The sequence below is a fragment of the Paenibacillus dendritiformis genome (assembly GCF_021654795.1).
In the GTDB taxonomy this organism is placed as follows: Bacteria; Bacillota; Bacilli; order Paenibacillales; family Paenibacillaceae; genus Paenibacillus_B.
Genome location: NZ_AP025344.1, coordinates 5,320,276 through 5,339,583 on the forward strand (window position 1 = coordinate 5,320,276; position 19,308 = coordinate 5,339,583).

At 57.0% G+C, this 19,308-nt stretch carries 23 protein-coding genes; 2 read left to right on the plus strand and 21 right to left on the minus strand.

Annotation, left to right across the window (positions count from 1 at the left end; genetic code table 11):
• Nucleotides 1-21: 21 nt before the first annotated feature.
• Complete coding sequence (locus L6439_RS23615; protein WP_237096627.1) at nucleotides 22-1,056, plus strand: hypothetical protein; 1,035 nt, start codon at nucleotides 22-24, stop codon at nucleotides 1,054-1,056.
• 86 nt (nucleotides 1,057-1,142) lie between these two features.
• Here the strand turns inward: L6439_RS23615 and L6439_RS23620 are convergent, their stop codons facing one another.
• From L6439_RS23620 to L6439_RS23710, 20 genes are all read right to left on the minus strand, one after another.
• Nucleotides 1,143-2,135 (minus strand): hypothetical protein, encoded by a 993-nt coding sequence (locus L6439_RS23620; protein WP_213470592.1) that lies wholly within the window; start codon nucleotides 2,133-2,135, stop codon nucleotides 1,143-1,145.
• Between the two features lie 527 nt (nucleotides 2,136-2,662).
• Entirely contained in the window at nucleotides 2,663-3,574 is a 912-nt protein-coding gene (locus tag L6439_RS23625; protein ID WP_269155953.1) for a cation diffusion facilitator family transporter, read from the minus strand.
• A 278-nt stretch (nucleotides 3,575-3,852) separates the two neighbouring features.
• A complete protein-coding gene (locus L6439_RS23630) occupies nucleotides 3,853-4,164 on the minus strand; it encodes a hypothetical protein (protein ID WP_213470590.1) in 312 nt (103 codons plus the stop codon).
• Between the two features lie 167 nt (nucleotides 4,165-4,331).
• Complete coding sequence (locus L6439_RS23635) at nucleotides 4,332-4,994, minus strand: N-acetylmuramoyl-L-alanine amidase (protein WP_213470588.1); 663 nt, start codon at nucleotides 4,992-4,994, stop codon at nucleotides 4,332-4,334.
• A 93-nt stretch (nucleotides 4,995-5,087) separates the two neighbouring features.
• A complete protein-coding gene (locus tag L6439_RS29385; protein ID WP_269155954.1) occupies nucleotides 5,088-5,216 on the minus strand; it encodes a hypothetical protein in 129 nt (42 codons plus the stop codon).
• 32 nt (nucleotides 5,217-5,248) lie between these two features.
• On the minus strand, nucleotides 5,249-5,644 hold the full coding sequence (locus L6439_RS23640; protein ID WP_168181409.1) for an RNA polymerase sigma factor: 396 nt from the start codon (nucleotides 5,642-5,644) through the stop codon (nucleotides 5,249-5,251).
• Nucleotides 5,645-5,722: 78 nt separating this feature from the next.
• Nucleotides 5,723-6,139 (minus strand): phage holin family protein, encoded by a 417-nt coding sequence (locus L6439_RS23645; RefSeq protein ID WP_213470584.1) that lies wholly within the window; start codon nucleotides 6,137-6,139, stop codon nucleotides 5,723-5,725.
• A gap of 216 nt (nucleotides 6,140-6,355) precedes the next feature.
• Entirely contained in the window at nucleotides 6,356-7,669 is a 1,314-nt protein-coding gene (locus L6439_RS23650; RefSeq protein WP_213470583.1) for a hypothetical protein, read from the minus strand.
• 99 nt (nucleotides 7,670-7,768) lie between these two features.
• Nucleotides 7,769-8,407, minus strand: a complete 639-nt coding sequence (locus L6439_RS23655) for a hypothetical protein (protein WP_213470581.1) — start codon at nucleotides 8,405-8,407, stop codon at nucleotides 7,769-7,771.
• On the minus strand, nucleotides 8,400-9,584 hold the full coding sequence (locus L6439_RS23660) for a baseplate J/gp47 family protein (protein ID WP_213470731.1): 1,185 nt from the start codon (nucleotides 9,582-9,584) through the stop codon (nucleotides 8,400-8,402). Before L6439_RS23660 ends, L6439_RS23655 begins: the two co-directional genes overlap by 8 nt.
• A complete protein-coding gene (locus L6439_RS23665; protein ID WP_168181405.1) occupies nucleotides 9,556-9,924 on the minus strand; it encodes a DUF2634 domain-containing protein in 369 nt (122 codons plus the stop codon). Before L6439_RS23665 ends, L6439_RS23660 begins: the two co-directional genes overlap by 29 nt.
• Complete coding sequence (locus tag L6439_RS23670) at nucleotides 9,921-10,193, minus strand: hypothetical protein (RefSeq protein WP_213470579.1); 273 nt, start codon at nucleotides 10,191-10,193, stop codon at nucleotides 9,921-9,923. The genes L6439_RS23665 and L6439_RS23670 overlap by 4 nt, the downstream gene beginning before the upstream one ends.
• A 47-nt stretch (nucleotides 10,194-10,240) precedes the next feature.
• Nucleotides 10,241-11,035: a phage protein gene (locus L6439_RS23675; RefSeq protein ID WP_213470577.1), complete on the minus strand. Its 795-nt coding sequence runs from the start codon at nucleotides 11,033-11,035 to the stop codon at nucleotides 10,241-10,243.
• Complete coding sequence (locus L6439_RS23680) at nucleotides 11,019-11,339, minus strand: phage baseplate plug family protein (RefSeq protein ID WP_119793197.1); 321 nt, start codon at nucleotides 11,337-11,339, stop codon at nucleotides 11,019-11,021. Before L6439_RS23680 ends, L6439_RS23675 begins: the two co-directional genes overlap by 17 nt.
• 61 nt (nucleotides 11,340-11,400) lie before the next feature.
• Nucleotides 11,401-12,120, minus strand: coding sequence for a LysM peptidoglycan-binding domain-containing protein (locus tag L6439_RS23685; RefSeq protein ID WP_237096628.1), 720 nt, complete (start codon nucleotides 12,118-12,120; stop codon nucleotides 11,401-11,403).
• A gap of 64 nt (nucleotides 12,121-12,184) precedes the next feature.
• Nucleotides 12,185-13,972 carry a hypothetical protein gene (locus tag L6439_RS23690; protein ID WP_213470575.1) on the minus strand — a complete coding sequence of 596 codons (1,788 nt, stop codon included), beginning with the start codon at nucleotides 13,970-13,972 and terminating at the stop codon, nucleotides 12,185-12,187.
• A 164-nt stretch (nucleotides 13,973-14,136) separates the two neighbouring features.
• Nucleotides 14,137-14,421 (minus strand): hypothetical protein, encoded by a 285-nt coding sequence (locus tag L6439_RS23695; RefSeq protein WP_213470573.1) that lies wholly within the window; start codon nucleotides 14,419-14,421, stop codon nucleotides 14,137-14,139.
• Nucleotides 14,422-14,457: 36 nt separating this feature from the next.
• Complete coding sequence (locus tag L6439_RS23700; protein WP_143802128.1) at nucleotides 14,458-14,862, minus strand: phage structural protein; 405 nt, start codon at nucleotides 14,860-14,862, stop codon at nucleotides 14,458-14,460.
• Nucleotides 14,863-14,944: 82 nt separating this feature from the next.
• Nucleotides 14,945-15,943, minus strand: a complete 999-nt coding sequence (locus L6439_RS23705) for a DUF3383 family protein (RefSeq protein ID WP_213470572.1) — start codon at nucleotides 15,941-15,943, stop codon at nucleotides 14,945-14,947.
• Entirely contained in the window at nucleotides 15,943-16,419 is a 477-nt protein-coding gene (locus tag L6439_RS23710) for a hypothetical protein (RefSeq protein WP_213470570.1), read from the minus strand. Before L6439_RS23710 ends, L6439_RS23705 begins: the two co-directional genes overlap by 1 nt.
• A 396-nt stretch (nucleotides 16,420-16,815) precedes the next feature.
• Here L6439_RS23710 and L6439_RS23715 point away from each other — a divergent pair, with 396 nt between their 5' ends.
• A complete protein-coding gene (locus L6439_RS23715) occupies nucleotides 16,816-17,277 on the plus strand; it encodes an ArpU family phage packaging/lysis transcriptional regulator (RefSeq protein WP_168181396.1) in 462 nt (153 codons plus the stop codon).
• Nucleotides 17,278-17,367: 90 nt separating this feature from the next.
• Here the strand turns inward: L6439_RS23715 and L6439_RS23720 are convergent, their stop codons facing one another.
• The gene (locus L6439_RS23720) at nucleotides 17,368-18,999 is read right to left on the minus strand and encodes an ABC-F family ATP-binding cassette domain-containing protein (protein ID WP_168181395.1); all 1,632 of its coding nucleotides are present in this window, start codon (nucleotides 18,997-18,999) and stop codon (nucleotides 17,368-17,370) included.
• Nucleotides 19,000-19,308 lie beyond the last annotated feature (309 nt).

The following is a 19,308-nucleotide window of genomic DNA, read 5'->3' on the forward strand; positions in this document are numbered from 1 at the left end:
GAACTGGAGAGGAGTGTTTTGATGGTTCGGATAGCTCGAAATTCCATTTCATGGCCATTTCTCATTCTATTATTGGTCGTGGCCGCCGATATTTCCATGCTGTTCACTTTCCCGTCGCCGCCTTCGCTCTTATCCCTGGGAGTAGCGCTCGATTTCATGCTCGTGGCGCCATTGCTTGTGTTCTGGCTAGGCTTGCGCCGGACGGTCAATGGGAGGCTGGTAGCCTTCGCCCGGGCCCTCGCCGCCGTCCTCGCCGGTTATGCCGCAGCCCGGCTGTTCGTGCCGATTCACGGAAGCGATCTCCGGCTGGCGCTTGACTCGGCCGCGCTTGGCGCCGGAATCGGCCTGGCGGCATATGCGCTCTACGGTGCGTCGCGGGTTCGAGCCGCCTGGCGCCAAGCGCGGAGCGGCGGCGCTTCTCCCGTCGATGCCATCCGGTTGGCCTTCGCCGGGACGGCATCCTCGGAGAAGCTGGGACGGCTGCTCGCGCATGAAGCCTCCATCGGCTACCATGCCTTCCTCAGCTGGCGGAAAAAGCCGCATAGGCCAGAGAACGCAGCCGCCTTCAGCGCAACGGAGCAGTCCGGCATGCTGGTCATCGTCATCGGGGCCATCCATTTGCTCGTCCTGGAAGGAATCGGCCTGCATTTTCTCGTGCACCTATGGTCTGCGGCAGCGGCATGGATCTTGTCGCTCTCCAACGTGTACCTCATCTTCGTCCTAATCGCGGATTACCGCCTGACGAAGCTGAACCCGGTGTTGGTGACGGAACGCCTCATCCGAATCCGCATCGCGCATGATATCTGGACCGATATCCCCCGGGATCGGCTTGCCGCCGTCCGGCTGTTGAAGGAACCGCTGCCGAATGACGAACTGCGCCATACGGCCGCCCCCTTGTTCGGCACGCCGAACATCATGCTGGAGCTGGCCGCCCCCGTCTCCGTCATGGGCCGGTTCGGAAGCTGCCGCGACCTGAAGCATGTCGCGCTCTGCCTCGATCAGCCGCATGAATTCATCGCGGTCTTGGAAGCGGAGGCGGACGGGTCCCTCTCCTAATCCGGGCGCAAAAAAGCGTGCAGTCCGAATCGGATTCGATCTCCGAGTCTTTCTGCACGCTTTTCTCTTTTCCCGGTCAGATCTGATTATTTATACTTCACGTTCAAAAGCTGGCGCAGCTCGTCATTCGAGTATTGGCCTTTGATGCCCTTGATGTTTACCGTCAGCTTTTTGTCGGAGGCTGCTTCATTCCATTTCGATTTTAGCTGGTTTTGATTAACTAGCGTCTGGGAGGCGCCATCGGATACGACATACTGCCCGATATCCGGCCGGTAAGAGAGAAAGAGCAAATATTGCTGGCCGGCCTTCACCTTGTCCACGGATTGATAGAGCTGAATCGATGGCGACTCTGCCTCACCATACAAGGTGTCATCAATTCGCAAGACAGCCTCTTGATGCGAAGCCAGCGGATCGGCTCCGTTTTCCCGGATTTCACTCACGGAATCGACTCGTGCAACGACAACCAAATCGGTTTTCCCATCAAGCATTTCTTCAATGTGATAGTAAGGAAAATCCGCCAAGACCGCTTCATCCGCCGAGGCCGGCGCGACAGAAGAATTTCTTAATTGCTTAAGGTCGCTCAAATCGTGAGACTGAGGCGTAGTCATCGTGGCGCGATTGCGGTTGTAGCTCATTATGGACGTGGTTCCGTACACTCCCTCGCCCGCCGTATCATGGTCCCCCAGAAATTGAGCATGCCCGAATTCGTGAGTCGTGGAGCTGAGACTGGCGTTCCAGACTTGATTCGGGAAATCGCGGGCCAACAGCCTCTTATTCACCTTAATGGTAAAGTAGGAGCTATATTTGCTGTACAGACCGTACCATGACTCAGGAAAGTCTCGGTAATAGCATTTATTGCTGGACGAGGAGTTCTCCGTCATGGTCGTACCCGCAGCCGCCGTCCAGTTTTTGGCCCCTCGCGCGCAGAGTCCGTTGTCATTGTCCGCACTCGCAAAAGTGATAGAATATAAGTTCCACCCCGAAGAGATCGTATGGTTTTGAGCGGCGGAGGCCAACGGGGGCACAAGCGAGCCAAGCAGCAAGAAAGAGACGAAAACCGATAAAAATCTTGTTTTCATTCGCATCAACCTCTTTTCTTATTCTTTTTTCGGCTTCTTTACCATGCTGTTTCTGTTGAATATGGGAGTGAAAAACAAATAGAAGGGCATTTTCACAGGTGATGGGCAAATCGGAAGAAGGGCAAGGGTTGAGAACATGAAGCGAAGGCAAATCGCTTGCAGCGGCCTGGCGGCAAAGAGAATGCTGCAATTGGAGTGTGCTTGAAATTAAACGAATCAGACTACGTTATTTCTCCCCTTTCGGACCCGGATTTTCTTTATCGCAAAGCAAAATCGATCGGTCAAGCGGGTATGTAGGAGAATTGCTTCGCCATAATAGAAGAGGTCATCGAACATCAACAACCATTATTAGGAATGTTTGTTAACGTAATCATATTTAAAAATGGAGACTTTTGTCAATCTTTTTTTTGAAAAGAAATCCTCTGATCCGCTCGATCGCATAAAAGCGTTCAAAAGAGTCTGAACCGAATCAGAGTCTTCCGAACGCTTTTCCGTAACAAGAACATGATTCCCGGCAAGGCATCCGCTTAATGAGCCGCCCGGCCTTGCGGCCGCTGCTCCGCCCCGGACACCATCGGCTCGACGTGAACGTGAACATGGGCGATATTATGCTTGCGCTGCATCCGCTGCTCGATATCGTCGCAGATGCGATGGCCCTCCACCAGGCTCAATCCCGCATCGACCAGCACGACGACATCCACCAGCACCAGGCTTCCATGCAGCCGGGCCTTCACCTCGCGAATCGCCCGCACGCCTTCCGTGCTCTCCACCGTCTTCCGCAGCCGCTCCAGCTGCGCTTCGTCGAAGCCGTCCGTTAACGTATGGGTGGCCTCGCGGAAGATATTCCACGCCGTCTTGCAAATCAGAAGGCCGACGGTCAAGGCCGCCAGCGGGTCAAGCCAGTTGAGGCCGAATTGGGCGCCGAAAATACCGATGGCTGCGCCAATACTGACGAAGGCGTCGGAGCGGTTGTCCTGTGCCGCCGCCATAAGAGCCTGATTGCGGATCCGGGTCGCGAGACGCTTGTTGTAGGCATAGACGGCAAGCATAATGGCCGCGCTGCCCAAGGCGACCCAGCCGGTAACCGGGCTCGGGCTGCTCTCTTCCCCGGCGAACCAGGAGCGCGCGGTGGACAAAATGACTTGAATGCCAACCGTCGCCATAATGAAGGACGCGATCAGCGCCGCGATGGTCTCCGCCCGCAAATGCCCGTACGGATGATCCCGATCCGGCGGCTTCTGCGAGATGCGCAGACCGATAAGGACGGCCGCCGAAGCGATAATATCGGTCAGGTTGTTCCACCCGTCGGCCTGCAGCGCTTGCGACTGATACATCCAGCCAACCAACAGCTTGGCGCCGGACAAGGCAATATAAGCGGCAATGCTAATCCATGCCCCTTTTTCTCCCTGCTTCATATCCGCGTATACATCCGCACTCACGGTCAAGCCCTCCCCCGCTATCTCTCCATCCAACTGTCACCGAGCTGTTAAAGTTTATCAGCGCTCATGTTGAGTTACTATCGTATCAGACGGATCCCGTGTGGGTCTACAGAAACAGTGTTGACCCCCCATACAACTCTTGAACCGGCAACAACCTGTTGCTGCCAGGTAGAAAAGTTGGGACCGTTAATGAAAGTTGTTGAGAGGCAACACTGCTTCATCCTTTTAGCTTGTACCGGATAGGGGCGGCCTATACTTGCGGGGGCTATCGACAATCCCTAGATGAGACCATGCTTTCCTTTCAGCTCCAAAATCAATTCTTCGCTGCTCTTTGTCCCGGATGCAGGGCTCTCCTCGATAGTGGGTTCGGGATCGTGTGCGGGTTCCTCCAACTCCTTAAGTCTCTCATCATAACTCCATTCGCCTGCCGAGACCGTTTCAAAATAGAAAAACCTCTTATCATCCTCCTGAGCATCCAGCGACTGGGCCAAAAACCACTCTTCCTCCAAATCTTTCTCGGTAAAGACCCGGGAACGATATAAAGTGAGTCCCATCTCCGTGAAGAAGATAGCAGAATCCAGCGGATGCATCCCATGTTCGCGAGTATGGAGAAATCTTGTCCAACGCCTCAACCAAGTCGTCTGCCTTCGTGCGAAAAACATGGAATCCATGGCAAATACAATGAGCATGGTTTTTCTATGTTACCATTTTCCAAAGTATGGCGATAGAACCGGATAGCCTCATGGCAAAAGAGGGGCTATGCTTTCATTTGCTTGCACAGGCGCTCGACGACGACAGCGAGCTCGGCACGCGTGACCGGCTCATTCGGGGCAAACCCGAGACCGCGGCCCGCCATCACCCCATGGGCGATCGCATACTGGATCGACGATTCGGCCCAGTGGCCCGCATAATCCCGCTCCTCGGGCTGGCCTTGTCCTTCCCGCTGCTCTTCTACAAGCTTCATAAACTCCTGCCAGCGCGGCAGCACACGCGACGGGCAAGCCTTCCCGCTCCAGTGTCGGTGCGGAACGATTCGCTCCATGGCGATGCCGTGCTTCTCCGCCAACCGGGCGATTAGCTCCGCGGCCCGCCGCCAGGCCTTCGGCTCATCCATCCCCTCGTACATGCAGATCTCGACCCCAAACGATAACAGATTGCCGGGGCCGTTGCCGTCCCCCGCATGCCAGCCCTGCTCATTTTCCCGCAAATGCTGATAGATCTCGCGGTCGTCAACCGTATAGTGCCAGCTTTTCTTCGTCCCGCCGCTTCCATTCAAAATATAGCGGGAATGCGCCTCGGCGGTAGCGCCGGGGGCCGGATTGTCCGTATTATGGATCGTAATATATTGCGGCTTCATCGGCCGGTTCGGCTTGTTCGGCCGCCCGTCGGGGAGCAGCCGCTGCTTAATGTCCAGACTCATCGTGTTGTCATCCTCTCATTTGTGTTGAAAAGAAAAAAGCCGCAACCTTCCTCGGCAGCGGCTGTCCTCATGACCATAGTTCCTCATATAGGCTTATACCTCGGCATGCTTCAGCAGATCGATCAGCTCCAGGCGAAGGCTATGCTCCGCATCCTCCTTCGGCATGAGCATGAAGCGGCACATATATTGAATGTCGGGTTCGAAATAGCGAATCAAGCGCAACAGAGCATCCTTGTCATGCTGCCGCGCCTGTTTCAGCCATTCGGCGAGCTCAGCTTCTGATATAACCGGTGAAGGGATTTGCGTTTCCATTTGCTCACCGCCTGCTGGCTCAGATTCAGCTTCCTCGCAATCTGAACCTCTGTCTCGTTCTCTATATACAGGCTGTACAGAATAACCCGCCCCTTGTCACGGGGCAGTTCCTGCAGCAATTGCCGGACGAGCATGCGGTTGTCGGCTTGCGCCGTAAAATCGGGAGCGGCGAAGGATTCCGCCCCCCATGGGATCTCGCGGTGGCGGGCCGCCTTCGCCCGGTATTGCAGCCTCCAGGCTCTGCGATACAATTCCTTGCGGACACGTTCCATAAGAGTCGTCTGCGGAGTCACTTCGTCATTCCTCCCCTTCGGATAGCTGTTCAAAAAGCCCGGCATTCCGTCCCCTTTGGCGCAAAACCGGCCTTTTGAACGCTCAGTTTATCTTGCGGCCTCGTTGGCGGCAGCGAACCCTGCTTATTGGTTCTTGTCGCGAATCTCTCCCTTGCCGCGCAGCACCTCGACTGCCTGCTTGATGACCGGCGGCAGCGGGACGCCCAGGCGGCCGCCATTCTCAATGATCGACAACAGCTCATTGGCCAAATAGAAAAAAATCGTCGCGTCCCGCAGCAAATGCTGGTCCCCCAGCACGCTGTCCACCTGATGCGCTACCGCCACGACGAAAAAAATAAACACCTTGCGCGCGATGCCCATCAGCCCGATGCTGCTGCGCAGCCGCCCTTCGGCTCCGGCGGCCATCACGCCCGTCACGTAATCAATCGCGACGATGATAAGCAGCACTTGCAGCAAGGCCGGCCAGCCGCCGAACAAAAACGCCACCGTCCCGCCCGCCGCCGCAAAGGCCGACTTCAAAAGCACGTCCAGTCTTTCCATGTGTGGTCCCTCCTTTGCGTGAAATAGCCCCCGGAAGGTGTCCGAGGGCGTGAAAAAAGCGCCTGCTTATGGCACGGCGCTTACTCTTGTTTTGTCTGTCACGATTTCTATGATGGCAGGTTTTATCATTACATTGGATCGCGTCTCGGCAACCCGTCCCTCATAACTTTAGCTAACCTTTAACCTCTTAATGCATCGAGTATAAATCTTGCTGACTTATACAAGCAGCAAGGTACCTTTAAAGTTGGCCGTTAATTTAGCTTCATAATCATTTCCAACCCCATAATAGAATTTAAATTCGCACATGAGTCTCAAAGGGCCTGTTAATTGAAACGTTTCTGGGATACTGACTGAAATGATCTTCGGTTCTCTATAAGGAAACTCGTGTGTCATTGCCTCATATCTGCGGTTGGTTGTTGACACTTTAAATAAACTCCGAGATTGAGTCAATGATTTCCTGGAGTCATCGGCATGCCCTACGGAAACCAAAAAAAATCTATTATCTGCTTGATCCGCTAAATAAAAACCGCATTCGGCACTAACACTAGAACGCCACGAGTGGATATGCTCGCATTCCACATTCAAGAATCCATCTATACCTAAAAGAGCATGCTCAAAAGGCACATCGGCAAGTTTATAGGTTACAGTTCCTGATTGCTCTTTCTCGTAAACTCTCCTTGACGAAACTTCGTGGAAGTCAATTGGCACATAGCGAACCTGCGATCCTACTCTGATGGAACTAATCTTTTGAGCGAGCTGCTCAAACGTATCATTCGCGGATGCCGGCACTCCCTTGGCGTTGATGGCACCCGCTATTTTACTTCTTGCATCAACGCCAGATTGCTTTGCAGAATCGATCTCGGCCATAACATCCCGGCCATTGTACATCATGCGGCCATCTTCTGTTAAGGCTAATCCCGGAGCATTTGAACCATCTGATTTTTGCGGGCGTAAGTTTATTGAATTAAAGTTTCCAGCCATTGACGTCCATAGAACGCCGCGCTTAACGTCACCTTTAAAGAACCATAACTCTGGGTTAATTGAAGCATCAGGCGGCGCAGCCATAAATACCCGGCTGGATAAATTTGTTTCTCCAGACACGACCAGATTGCGGGAAGTAGCTATGTCACGGGCGTGGACATCCTTCGGAGTTACAAAGCCGCCTGTAGCCGATACTTGCTTACCAGATGTGATGTTACCGGGAACCGAGAAGTCACCGTTATCGCCTGCAATATCCGCCGCAGTCAGGACAACGTCACCAGTCTTGTTGTTTACCGACCTAACCGGCGCATCTATACTCGATATCTTCTCGTCCGTATACGCCCTTGCCTCTCCCAGCGCCTGCGAGACGTCTTCCTTCTCGGCCGCCTTTTCCTGCAGTTCCTGCAAGGCTTCGTAGGTCGTGTTCATCTGCCAGTTCATCCAGGCGGCTGGCGGCTTGTCGAGAACTTGGTAGCCTTCTTTGATTTTGGACTCCGGCGGCCGGATGCCGGGCTGCTTCCACTCCGGAAGCGGCTTCTGAAATGCCATATGGCTCCCTCCCACATCGAATATATTGAAAAAGTTTCAGACCATTTCAGGAATCTACTTCTTCAAGTAAAAAACTACTAGTGTATGCTGCAACCTCTCTTACACCGGAATCGGATAATCATGACCCGGCGTATAGACATCCCCAAGCGTGCCGCCGACGGTCATCGCTTCATCGGCCAGCCCATGCTCGCTCTGCTCCGGCTCGTCCGCCACGGAAGACAGCTCGAACGTCCCCGACAGATCCACCTGTGCCACGCGGACGCCGGCGGAGGTGACGCTTTGGACGAGGCGGACGAACTGCGCCGGGCTCATGCCGACGTGGTTCAGTTGCTCGTAAGGAACCTTGACGACCTGAATCGCCGCGGGCTCGGGATCATGGGCGTCGTTCTGCTTTTCCCGGATCGCCAGAACCGACGGATCGGCATTGAGGGCCAAGGCCAGCACGCCGATGATGGAATCGATATCCCCGCTCGCATTCAGGCGGGCCAGCTTCGAGCGCAGCAGGATGCGGTAGATCTCATCGGTCGCCTGCCCGCGGGGCTGGCCCAGATTGCCGCCAATGTCATCCAGCGCGGCGCCTTCCGCCTGCTCGATGCTCTTCCAGGCCGAGATGCGCTCCACCGTGGCGCGAATCTCGTTCATCTGTTCGAGCCAGACGCTCACAAGCTGGGCGAAAAGGCTGTCTTCCTTAGCGATGACATCCGGCAGCAAAGCCATCACGTCATCCAGCTTAATCATCGCTTACCGCCACCTTGATCCGCTCCGGCGCCACGCGGGCTACTTCGTAGAGCGGAATATCCACGTTGCCGCTGACCCAGTCGCCCGTGCCCAGCTTCACCTTCAATTCAATCACTTCTTCGACGCCAGCCACGTTTTGAATCGCCGCCAGCAGGCGGCTGTACACGATGCGCGAGCCTTGCGGCAGGCCGGTATAATCCTGCCGATCCGCGCCGACGCCGCCGATATACTGCGCGATCGCGGTGATGATGTCGTCCTCGCCGCGTGCCGGGAAAAGCGGCCCCGTCTTGACGGCCGCTTCCACATGCGCATCCAGCAGCTTCATGCGGCTGAAGCGAACCTCATGCTCGTTCCCGCTCACATCCCGCACCTTGACGCTCTCCATGCCGTCGGTGCCGATGCCGGCCGCCTTTTTCTCGAAAAGGGTTCGTGCAATCTGCTCCGGCTGCCCGCCATGCACATAGGCGCGAATCGACTTCGGCGGAACGCCCTCCGCGTTCGTCTCCATCGTGTCGTTGACGCGCACGGCCGCCGACTTCACTTCCGGAAGCTGCATCAGAGCCGATACGATCGCGTCCACCGTGGCGGCATGACTGCCGTCCCGCGCCACCCGCAGCCGATCGCGGAACTCGGTGTCATTTTCCCGCTCGCGCCCGTTGGTCATGCTGTCCGGGTTCGTAATCGCCGCAATCTCCTTCACCGAAGTAAGCAGCTCCGTGACCGCGCCCGCCGGAACGTTGCCGCCGCTGCCCGGCACCATCGCCGTCACCTTGACCGCGCCCTTGCCGCTCTCATCCAGCGCGCAAGCCTCGTCCGTGGTGAACCAGACCCCCGACTTCGTGCCAACCTGCAATCCCGGCTGCACCGTATAATTCGGGGTTCCGGTAATCTGAATGCGCCCGTGCGCGGCCTGCTCCAGCTTCCGCCGCAGACCGTAGAATACGGCCAAAGCATCCAACTGGACGCCTGTCGCATATTGAATGTACGACTCGTGGTACACCTGCTCGACATCCTCCCACAGCTCGGCCAAATGCCAGGCGAACACCTGCATCATCATGCCGAGCGGCGACGTCTCCGACAAATTGATATCCTGGCCCAGCCGTTTGCTCACGCCGGCCACCATTTCCTCATAAATCTCGTGATACGTCTTACGCTTCAATCCCGCTGCTGTCAGCATAGACAAGCTCAACCTCCTCTCCGTCCGCGCTCGTCATCAGAACATGCGCCTGCACGGTGCGCGAACGCGCATCCCATTCCACGGTGACTTCCTCCACCGACTGCACGCGCGGTTCATCCGCGATGCAGCGCATGATCGCCTCGCGAATGCTGTCTTCGCTTACCTGCTTGCCGACGAGCCGCTCATGATCAAGCCCCATATCCGGCGCCAAAAAATATTCGCCCAGACGGGTGCTCAGCCGAATGCGGACCGATTGCGCCAGTTCCTCGCGCCCGTCGATCCAGGCGATATCTCCATCGGTTACCCGAATATCTCCATCATGGAGCGCCCACGTTCTCATGATCCCGCCACCTTTCCGACAATGACGCCGCCATTCTGGCCCGCCTCGGTGAACACGACGAGGACGCGGCTCCCCGGTTCGATCGCGATGTCCGGAGCCTGCTCCACAACCGGAAGCTGATACCGAATGAGGCCGGCTTCCCCGTCCAGCTCCACATCCGCCGTCCCGGACGACAGACGGACAACCGTGCCGATCTGCGCGCCCGCCGTGCCGGACATCTTATGATCGATCCAGGCCTCCAGGGCGCTGACCGCCCGATTCGTTCCCAATGCGCGCCACCTCCTTTTCCAACTGCAATTCCGCCAAAATGAACGGCCTAGATTTTGACCAAGTCCACCTCAGTCAAAAACTGCTCCGCCGATACCGTATGCTTGCCCCGCTTCACCTTGTACACGCCCTCGAACTCTTCGCTGACGAGCCGGATCTCCGCCCCCGCATGCAACCGGTAGTTCAGAAGCGATGTCGCCCGGACCCCGGCCTCCTTGTTCTCTTCATAGGACTGCGGACTGCCGATCAAGCCGCTCTTCGGCGACAGCCTGACGATGGAGCTTCCGCCGCCCCCCTTGCTCTGCGCTTGAAAATAAAGCTTCCCCTGCCGCGTATATACGCCGGTCTTGCAGGCGGAAGCCGCGCGGCGAATCGCGTCCACCGGATCGCCCTTCACGATAAAGCCCTTCATATAGGCATGATCCGACTCCAAATCTACCGGTCCATGCGGAATCTGCGCCCGCGTCAGCAGATCGCGAATGATCTCGCTCGCCTTCGTCCCGGGCCGGTACGTATGCGCCATCTCATAGATGGAGACTGCCACGTCATCCTTCACTTGTATCGTCGTGATCCGCTCGGTCTGCTCCCGCTTCGTCCGCACCTCCACAATGCGGCCCTGAAGCACCGTGCCGAGGTCTTTGCCGTACCCCGCGTTCACGATGACGCGCATGCCGGTCCGAATATTGGCCAGGGTATGCTTGGACAAATTGTAGATCTCCACCGTCGATTCGCCCGGCTCCTTGTCGTCGTCGAAGTCGGCAATGACGTTCATCGTCAAGTCGCCGTAAGTGAAGCGGTATCCGCCGATCAAAATCTCGCAGCCGCGCTTATATAAGTATTCCATCGTCATCCCCCAAATGAAGGTGCACGGACTGCCCCAGCGTGTCCCAAGTAATCAACTCTCCCGGATTGTCGCCATACGGCACGATGACCTCCAGCGGGAACTCGCGCGTCTCCATGCTCTCGAACAAGGGCATTCCCCACACGAGCTTCACGCCGAGCGCGAGCGGCTTATCCCCTTCGGACAGATCCACCGTAAAATAATCATGCGCCGCATTGTAGCGCACTTCGAACGTGTATGTTCGTTCCCCCAAGTCCATATCGAAGGAGTAGGGAATCAGATCTTTGTCGATCCGGATGATTGCCATGCTTCTCCCCCCTTTTGTCCGCCGCCCGTCAGGCGGGGCGGGCTCTCCCAATGGGATCGCGTCATTTGACGCGAATGACTGTCCCTGGCGGCGGACTCATATAGGTGCTGACCCTTTTGAAATTCAGGGCGTGCAATGCCGTTACGCTGATTCCGAATTGCTTGGCGATCGAGGGCCAACTGTCGCCGGGCTGAACCCGATACATCCGTATCGGATCGCCCTTGGCCTTCGTCTTGCTCTGGTCCGACAGTAATTTCTTCCCGGTCTGCAGCGCCACGATCATGCCCGCCTGCGCGATGCCCGGCATGCCGGCGAGCTTCATCCCGGCCCGAATCCCCGCTTCGCTGACCTGGTAGTAGGCCGCGATATCTTTGACCGATTGGCCGGGGCGCACGACATGAACGTCCGGCTTCGGCCGGTAAGCCGTATTCCGCTTGCCGGAGCGGCTCTTCGGCTTGACGGCCGCTTTCCGCTTGGGCGGCAGCTTGTCATACGCGATCTTGACGAGATTGACCTGCTTCAAGGTCATCGCGAACGACATGCCGTTCGCGATCGAGTTGTCATGCGTCGTCCGCAGACTCGTAATGACGCAATTCAACAGCATATTGCGGCCGCTATATTGCAGCAGCTTCCCTTCATTCATCGCGGTGACGAGCCGATGCCTGTAATTCGAGGCCTGCGGCCCGATCAGCAAGCCTTCCAAATGCAGGCTCACCGTCTCCCTCTGCACATGGTCGGTGACCATGCCGCCCTTCTCGATGTTATGGCTGCTTACCTGCACCGAATATTCCGGTTCCTCGGAGATAACGAACAGCTCGACTCCGCCTAACTTGCTTTTTCGCGCACTAATAGGACATCATGCCTCCTTCCGCAACCACCGGCTTCGGCATTGGCTTCGGCGGCGGCAGCTTGCTCGCGATGCTTCGCTCGAACGAACGGAACGACGCGTCGAATTGCTCCCGCGCAATCCGCTTAATCTCCTCGATCATCCGCATATCGATATAGCCGTTCACATTCAGATTCATGACCACGTTGCTGTTCGCGGTGACATCGAGGCCGCTCCGGTTCCCGGCAGGAAGCGGCGGACCGAAGCTGCCCCTGCTGCCGGAATGGATAGGCTCCGGCAATGGAGAAGGCGGAGCAGACGCCAACGGGGCCTCTGCCATCGGCCGGTACGTTCCCTCCGCAACCGGAGGCGAAGGGAGCCGGCTTTGCACGCTCAGCTTGTTCGCGTCAGGCGCGGCGGCGGGTTGTTCCTCCTCTTTTGGAAGCAAAAACTTCTCTGCCGCCCACAGCCCGGCATCCAAAGCAAGCCCGCCCAAAAATCCGGCCGGCGTGAAACGCAGAAACTTCGTCGCCTTGCTCACGGCGCGGGCGCCTTTGAGCAGCTTGCCGAACCAGCCCGTCTTCTTCGCGGCGGACGCGGCCTTGCCGACATCCGAGGCGGTTGACGTCGAAGCGGCGATGTCCGCCATCGTCCCGGTGGCGGCCTGGACGGATTGCACGGTCTCCGCCGTCGTCTGGGCGGCTACTATCGCATCTGCGGGAGCAGCCGCGGTGCCGCCTTCCGCTTCCTCTTCCTTTTTGCGGCCGAACATATTCAAAGCGAAGTCGCCCGCTATGGCAGCTACCGTGCCCCATTTTCCGAGTTTTTTCAAAAATCCCCGCTGCGGCTTCGGATTCGTGACTTTTCGTCGCGCTTGCACATACGGCGTGGACGCCGATGCGCTATGGCCTTGCGGAGCCGAAGCGGACGACGCAGCCGTTGCCAGCGGGGCGGCCGTCTTCCCTGCTGACGGTGGGGTAGCTGAACCGATTTTTGCCGGCGACGCGGCCGGAGCGCCTTGGGCTGGCGGAACCGGTGATCCGCCTTTGGCTGGCGGCACGCCTGTACCGCCTTTGCCCGGCGGCGCAGCGGCCCCGTTCTTGGACGGAGCGACAGCCTTGCCAAGCTCCTTCTGCCGCTGCGCTCCTTCGCCGCTTCGGCCTGGAGCCCCTCTCTTCAGCTTAAGAGGTTTGCCTCGGCCCGGCTTTTTCTTCTTGTCCCGTCCTCCCCCCGCGAGACCGGACATAGCGTTCCCTCCGCCCTGGCAGCAGCAGCATTTGCATTGGCTGCCGCCGGAATCCCCGGTGAACAGCTTTTTCACATAGTTCACATTATCAATGACGCCTTTTACTTTCTTGATGCTATCGCTCGCGGCATAGACATAATCTTGGGCGGTTTTCGCGAATTCAAGCGCTTTTTGCCAGTAGGATTTCTCCTCATTCCCTGACTTCTTGTCCTCCGCTTGCGCCGGGCCTTGCACCACGACCGTCGTGCTCTGAAGCGCCGACAGCGAAGCGGACAACTGCTGCCCCAGCTCATTTGGCCGGGCTGCATGCGCAAGATTCTGCCCACCCGGACGGATAGAGGCCTGTCTTCGCATCATATTCGCGATCGACTTCACATCCGACGCGATGCCGCCGGTCGCCAGGGCGGGTCCGCTCCGCTTCGGTCTGGCGGCGCGCTTCATCTCCGCGATCTGCTCCTGTATGCTGTCCGTCATAATCCGGAACACGGAGCCAATCTCGTCCAGCTTGCCGTTCATCGTGCGCAGCTCGCGGTGCACATTTTGGGTAATCCGATCATCCATTGACTTGCCCCCCTCCTGTCCCGTACATCCATTCCATAGCGGCGGCGGCCTCGCATAATTCCTCGATGCTCATGCCGCTCGCTTCCGCATACGTAATGCCGCCCCGGCTGTTCAGGACAACACGCCAGAACAATTGCCGGAGCGGATTGCGGGAGATGGAATGTCTATACGCCGGATGATTCGGATTCCAAGGGCGTATCCACCATGCCCAGGAAGCGCGCGCATTCGAGCCAGAGCGGCGTCATGATGTCGGTCTTCTCTTCAAGCCCTTCCCAGCTCAGGCGCGGAGACACAATGACATGCTGGAGGAAAAAGTCCATCGACGGCTCCAGCTTCCATCCCCCGTCTGCTTTGAGCGCTACATCATAGAGCCGCATCAGGGCGCGGGCGCCCGGATGCTGAAGCACATACTCCTCTTGCTCGATCATTACCGTCTGTTGCTTGCTCACTTCATTCACCCTTTCTTCCGAATCCCGATGCGGAAATTAGTTCACCCGATGCGTATAATCCAGCACTTGAATTTCAAATTCGCGATCCTCAAGCTCCGAGCCGTAAGCAGCCGCAGGCAGCTTTTTCACGATCGCCTGCGTGCCCCCGATCGTTTCGCCCGGCTCGTTGTTGGATTTCACCCAGATCGAGAACAGCTTCTTCTCCCGAGCCAGACGATGCAGCAGGGCAATCTGCGGCGACGTCGACATCAGCGTCAGCTTAATTGTGCCGAGCGGATTATTTTTGTGGGCGATCGCCACCTCGCCGCGCGCGCCGACATGGGCCACGCTCTGCTCCTCGTCCTTCTCGCAGGAGACGAAGGTATTCTCGCCGAATCCCGTAATATACTCGCCGTCAATGACGACGGACACTTGCTTCGCATCATAAATGCCGATACTCATGAATGTGCACCTTCCTTAAATTCAATATTTTTACCCGCAAGGATGCTTTGGAATCAAAAGCAGACGATTTGCACGGCCTCTCTTAGAAACGGATAACGCCGTTCACCTTCACCTGATGCACCGCCCCGGCAATCTCGAACCAGAACGATCCTCCGCGGTACTCGCGGTTCGCGCGATCGCCCGGATCGACCTGGTTGCGAAGCAGGAAGGACGTGCCGAACAGCGGCTCGCCGCTGTCCTCCGCGGCAATGATGCCCATGCGGAACGACTCCAGCAGCACATTGATCACCGTGCTCTCGATTTGCGCGATGCCCGCGTCCGTATATGGAATCTTGCTTGATTGATTGAGCAGACGCTGAATTTGCATCTCCATGCGGGCACGAACATAGTCGCGCGCCATAATGACATCGATGTATTCGCCGGACAGCGTCTTGCCTTCGGATGTGCGGGCTTCGCCCTGCTTGTTCACATACGTAATCGCGCCGCCGTCGTGAATCTCCATCAATTCGCCTGCCGTCAGCTTCAATGGAGCGATGCCGGTGCAGGTCTTGAATTTCCAGGTCACCGAACCGACATCGGCAGAGCCGACCGAGCCGACGAGCGCGGCATCCGGATAGGCGCTGGCATCGGTATGATAGAACGCGACCGTGCGGTTGAACCCGGCGGCCTTCAACGCTTGCAGCTTCGTCTTGTCGGACACCCGCGTCACGAACAGGCGGTAGTCCTCCTTCTCCAGCTCCTGCGCCAGCCCTGCAACCGCCGCTTCGCTGTTGTCAGGGGAGAGCAGATAGTACCAGCCCATATCCATGACGGAACGGAGGCGCTCCGCCGCGCCTTCCTGCTCATCGCATGCCGCAATCGCGATGCGGGCCGGAGAACGGTCCCCTTGACCGAACAGGGCCGCGGCCATCTTGTACTCCGCCGTCGACTCGCCGAAGTCCGCCTGGACGGCCTTCAGATCGCCGTATTCTTTATAGGCCGATCCTCCCGCCTTTTTGCCGAGAATGAGCGGCATGCCGAAGGACAACCGTCCTGTCGGCTTTTGCAAATCAATCGTCACTTGAACATCCTGCATCGTCATTATTCCTTCATCTCCTTCAATGTCATATGAACCTTCTCGATATGGCCGGGACTTGTCCGGGCGAACGAGTCCCGCATGCGCAGCCGGACGCGGATCTCCAGTCCGTGAACCGGTTCCGCCACCCATTGCGCGTCGCTGACATGAACCAACGCAGCCGACAAGCCTTCCAGCTTGTCTACGCCCTCGGTCCACAGCCAGCCGATCGCCTGGCGGCATTGCTCCATCGCCGTCCACGGATCGGGCGAACACCAGATCAGCTGCCATTCCATCTCGACCAGTCTGGTCAACGGCCCGGTCATATCCCGGTGCCGCTGCGAGCGATCCGCGTACGGCACGGACACCCGGTACACCAGCCTGCTCTCGTCAGGCCCCTGCCCTCCCCCGGATGCCTGCAGCGGCAGCGGTTCGAGCGGGAGTCCCGCGGACTGTGCCAGCGGCTGCAGCCACTGCTCGAAATAATCGCGATACACAATCAAGCCGTCTCTCCCCCCTCTCATCGGCAATAAAAAAACCGGCATCAATGCCGGCATGGTTGCGGAGCGAGGAGCAGAACAAGGAAAACTTCGGTGCCTCTGGCTTCTTTGCCCCGCACCCTGTCGTCCGCCGAATGCGTGTCCCTTCTGCTCAACTCGTCCACAATAGCATTATAATACGGGGAACATATGTTTGTTTTATCGTTTTTTTATAGAATAACAACAGTATTTATAAAACGTTATTTTAAATAAATTAACGAACATTTGTTCCTGTTTTGTGGTATAATGAGTATATTCTCATCTATTCATGGATCTGCCGGCGGGAGGCGCAGAATCGGCAGGCTCATTTTTATAAGACCAATGATTTAACGCAACAGATTATGGAGGAGGACAACCTATATGGAAGACCGGCAATTCACTATCCCTTCGTTCGATTCCTTCGATCCGAAGGCGGCCAAGCGGTTCATGGAGGAGACTTTCGCGAAATACCGGATGTGCAAAGTGATGCGGTATGCGGTGCGGGAAGCGGCGGTCACGATGAAATATGAAGCGAAGGAGCACGGCGCGACGAACCGGGTCGGCGATCCGACCGGCAGCATCGCCGCCCATAATGCGGACAAGGCGAACGAATGTCTCGCCTTCTGCGAAGTGATCGAGTCGCTCGTCGACCAGTTGGAGCCGGACGAGCAGCTCCTCATTCGCGAACGCTATATGAAAGGAGCCCGCGTCACGGACACGAACGTGTACAGCTTCTCCTTCGACCCGCCGATCAGCGCGGTCACGTACGGCCATATCCGCAAGCGGGCGTTCCAGAAGCTGCTGCACGCGTTCCAGTATGTGTTCCCGGGCCATAGCGGATAAGGGGGCGCAGTGGAAGAATGCAATGACAAATAAGCCCGGACCGCCTGCTTCCCAGGTCGTCCGGGCCTTTCTTTTTCCAATACTTGCTTCTTACTTCTTGCTCTCCTGCGGGTACATCTGCTCGCGCAAGCCTTTGATCTCGTCGCTCTCAAGATATTCGTCGAACGTCGTCACGCGGTCGATGATGCCGCTCGGCGTAATCTCGACGATGCGGTTCGCGATCGTCTGCACGAACTGATGGTCATGCGACGTGAACAGCATCGTGCCGTCGAAGTCGATCAGGCCGTTGTTGAGCGCGGTGATGGATTCCAGATCCAGGTGGTTCGTCGGCTCGTCGAGGATGAGCACGTTCGCGCCCGCCATCATCATTTTCGAGAGCATGCAGCGCACCTTCTCGCCCCCGGACAGGACGCTCGCCTTCTTCAACGCCTCTTCGCCGGAGAAGAGCATGCGGCCCAGGAAGCCGCGCAGGAACGTCTCGTCCTGATCCTTCGAATATTGGCGCAGCCAATCGACCAGATTGTCTTCCACCCCGTCGAAGTAAGCCGAGTTATCCTTCGGGAAATACGCCTGCGACGTCGTCACGCCCCAGGTGTACGTGCCGGCATCCGGCTCCAGCTCGCCCATCAAAATCTGGAACAGCGTCGTCTTCGCGAGGCCATTCGGTCCGACAAACGCGATCTTGTCGCCTTTGTTCACGACGAGATGCATATTATCGAGCACCTTCTCGCCCTCGACCGTCTTGGTAAGCCCTTCAATCGTAAGCAATTGCTTGCCGGCTTCCCGCTCGGACTTGAAGTTGATGAACGGGTATTTGCGGTTCGACGGGCGGATGTCGTCGAGCGTAATCTTGTCGAGCATTTTTTTGCGGGCGGTCGCCTGCTTCGACTTGGACGCGTTCGCGCTGAAGCGCTGAATGAACGTCTGCAGCTCTTTGATTTTCTCTTCCTTCTTCTTATTCTGGTCGCGCGCCATCTTCAACGCCAGTTGGCTCGATTCGTACCAGAAATCGTAGTTCCCCGCATACAGTTGGATCTTGCCGAAGTCGATATCGGCGATATGCGTACACACCTTGTTCAGGAAATGGCGATCGTGGGATACGACGATGACGGTGCCTTCGTAATCCATGAGGAAATTTTCCAGCCAGTTGATCGACTCGAGATCCAAATGGTTCGTCGGCTCGTCAAGCAGCAGGATGTTCGGGCGTCCGAACAGCGCCTGCGCCAGCAGGACGCGGACCTTCTGGTTGCCGTCCAGCTCCGACATTTTGTCGTCGTGGAGATTCTTCGGAATGCCCAGCCCGATAAGCAGCTCGGCCGCATCCGCTTCGGCTTCCCAGCCGTTCAGCTCGGCGAACTCGCCTTCCAGCTCGCCCGCGCGCATGCCGTCCTCTTCGCTGAAATCGGCCTTCGCATAGAGCGCGTCCTTCTCCTTCATGATGCTGTACAGCCGCTGGTGACCCATAATGACCGTCTCCAGCACCGGAAATTCATCGTATTCATAATGGTTCTGCTTCAATACGGACATGCGGTCTCCCGGAGTAATATGAACCTCCCCGTTGGTAGGCTCGATTTCACCGGATAATATTTTAAGAAATGTCGATTTGCCTGCTCCGTTCGCGCCGATAAGACCATAGCAATTGCCCGGGGTGAACTTGATGTTCACATCCTCGAACAAAGGCCGCTTGCCGTATCGGAGCGTAACGCCGGTTGTACTAATCATGGCATTCCCGTCCTTTAACACGCGATTTATCATTCAAATGACTATTATAGCACACTATGGCCGGTTATGCCCGCTTCCTGCGCAATGACGCCCCTGGTCGTTGAATCTACGAATTGGCCCTCGCATATCCTCGCCATTTCCCGAGATGGTCGGATAAATATGACAGGGGACTATTTCCGTTGCTTTTTTTCCTATATAATGTAACTATCTGCGAAAGAAAGCGAGGGATGTTATATGGTGAATACACCTGTCTATAACGTTCGGGAGGAACGAGCAAGCGCCCGGCGCTGCGGCATGATTCAACTCTAA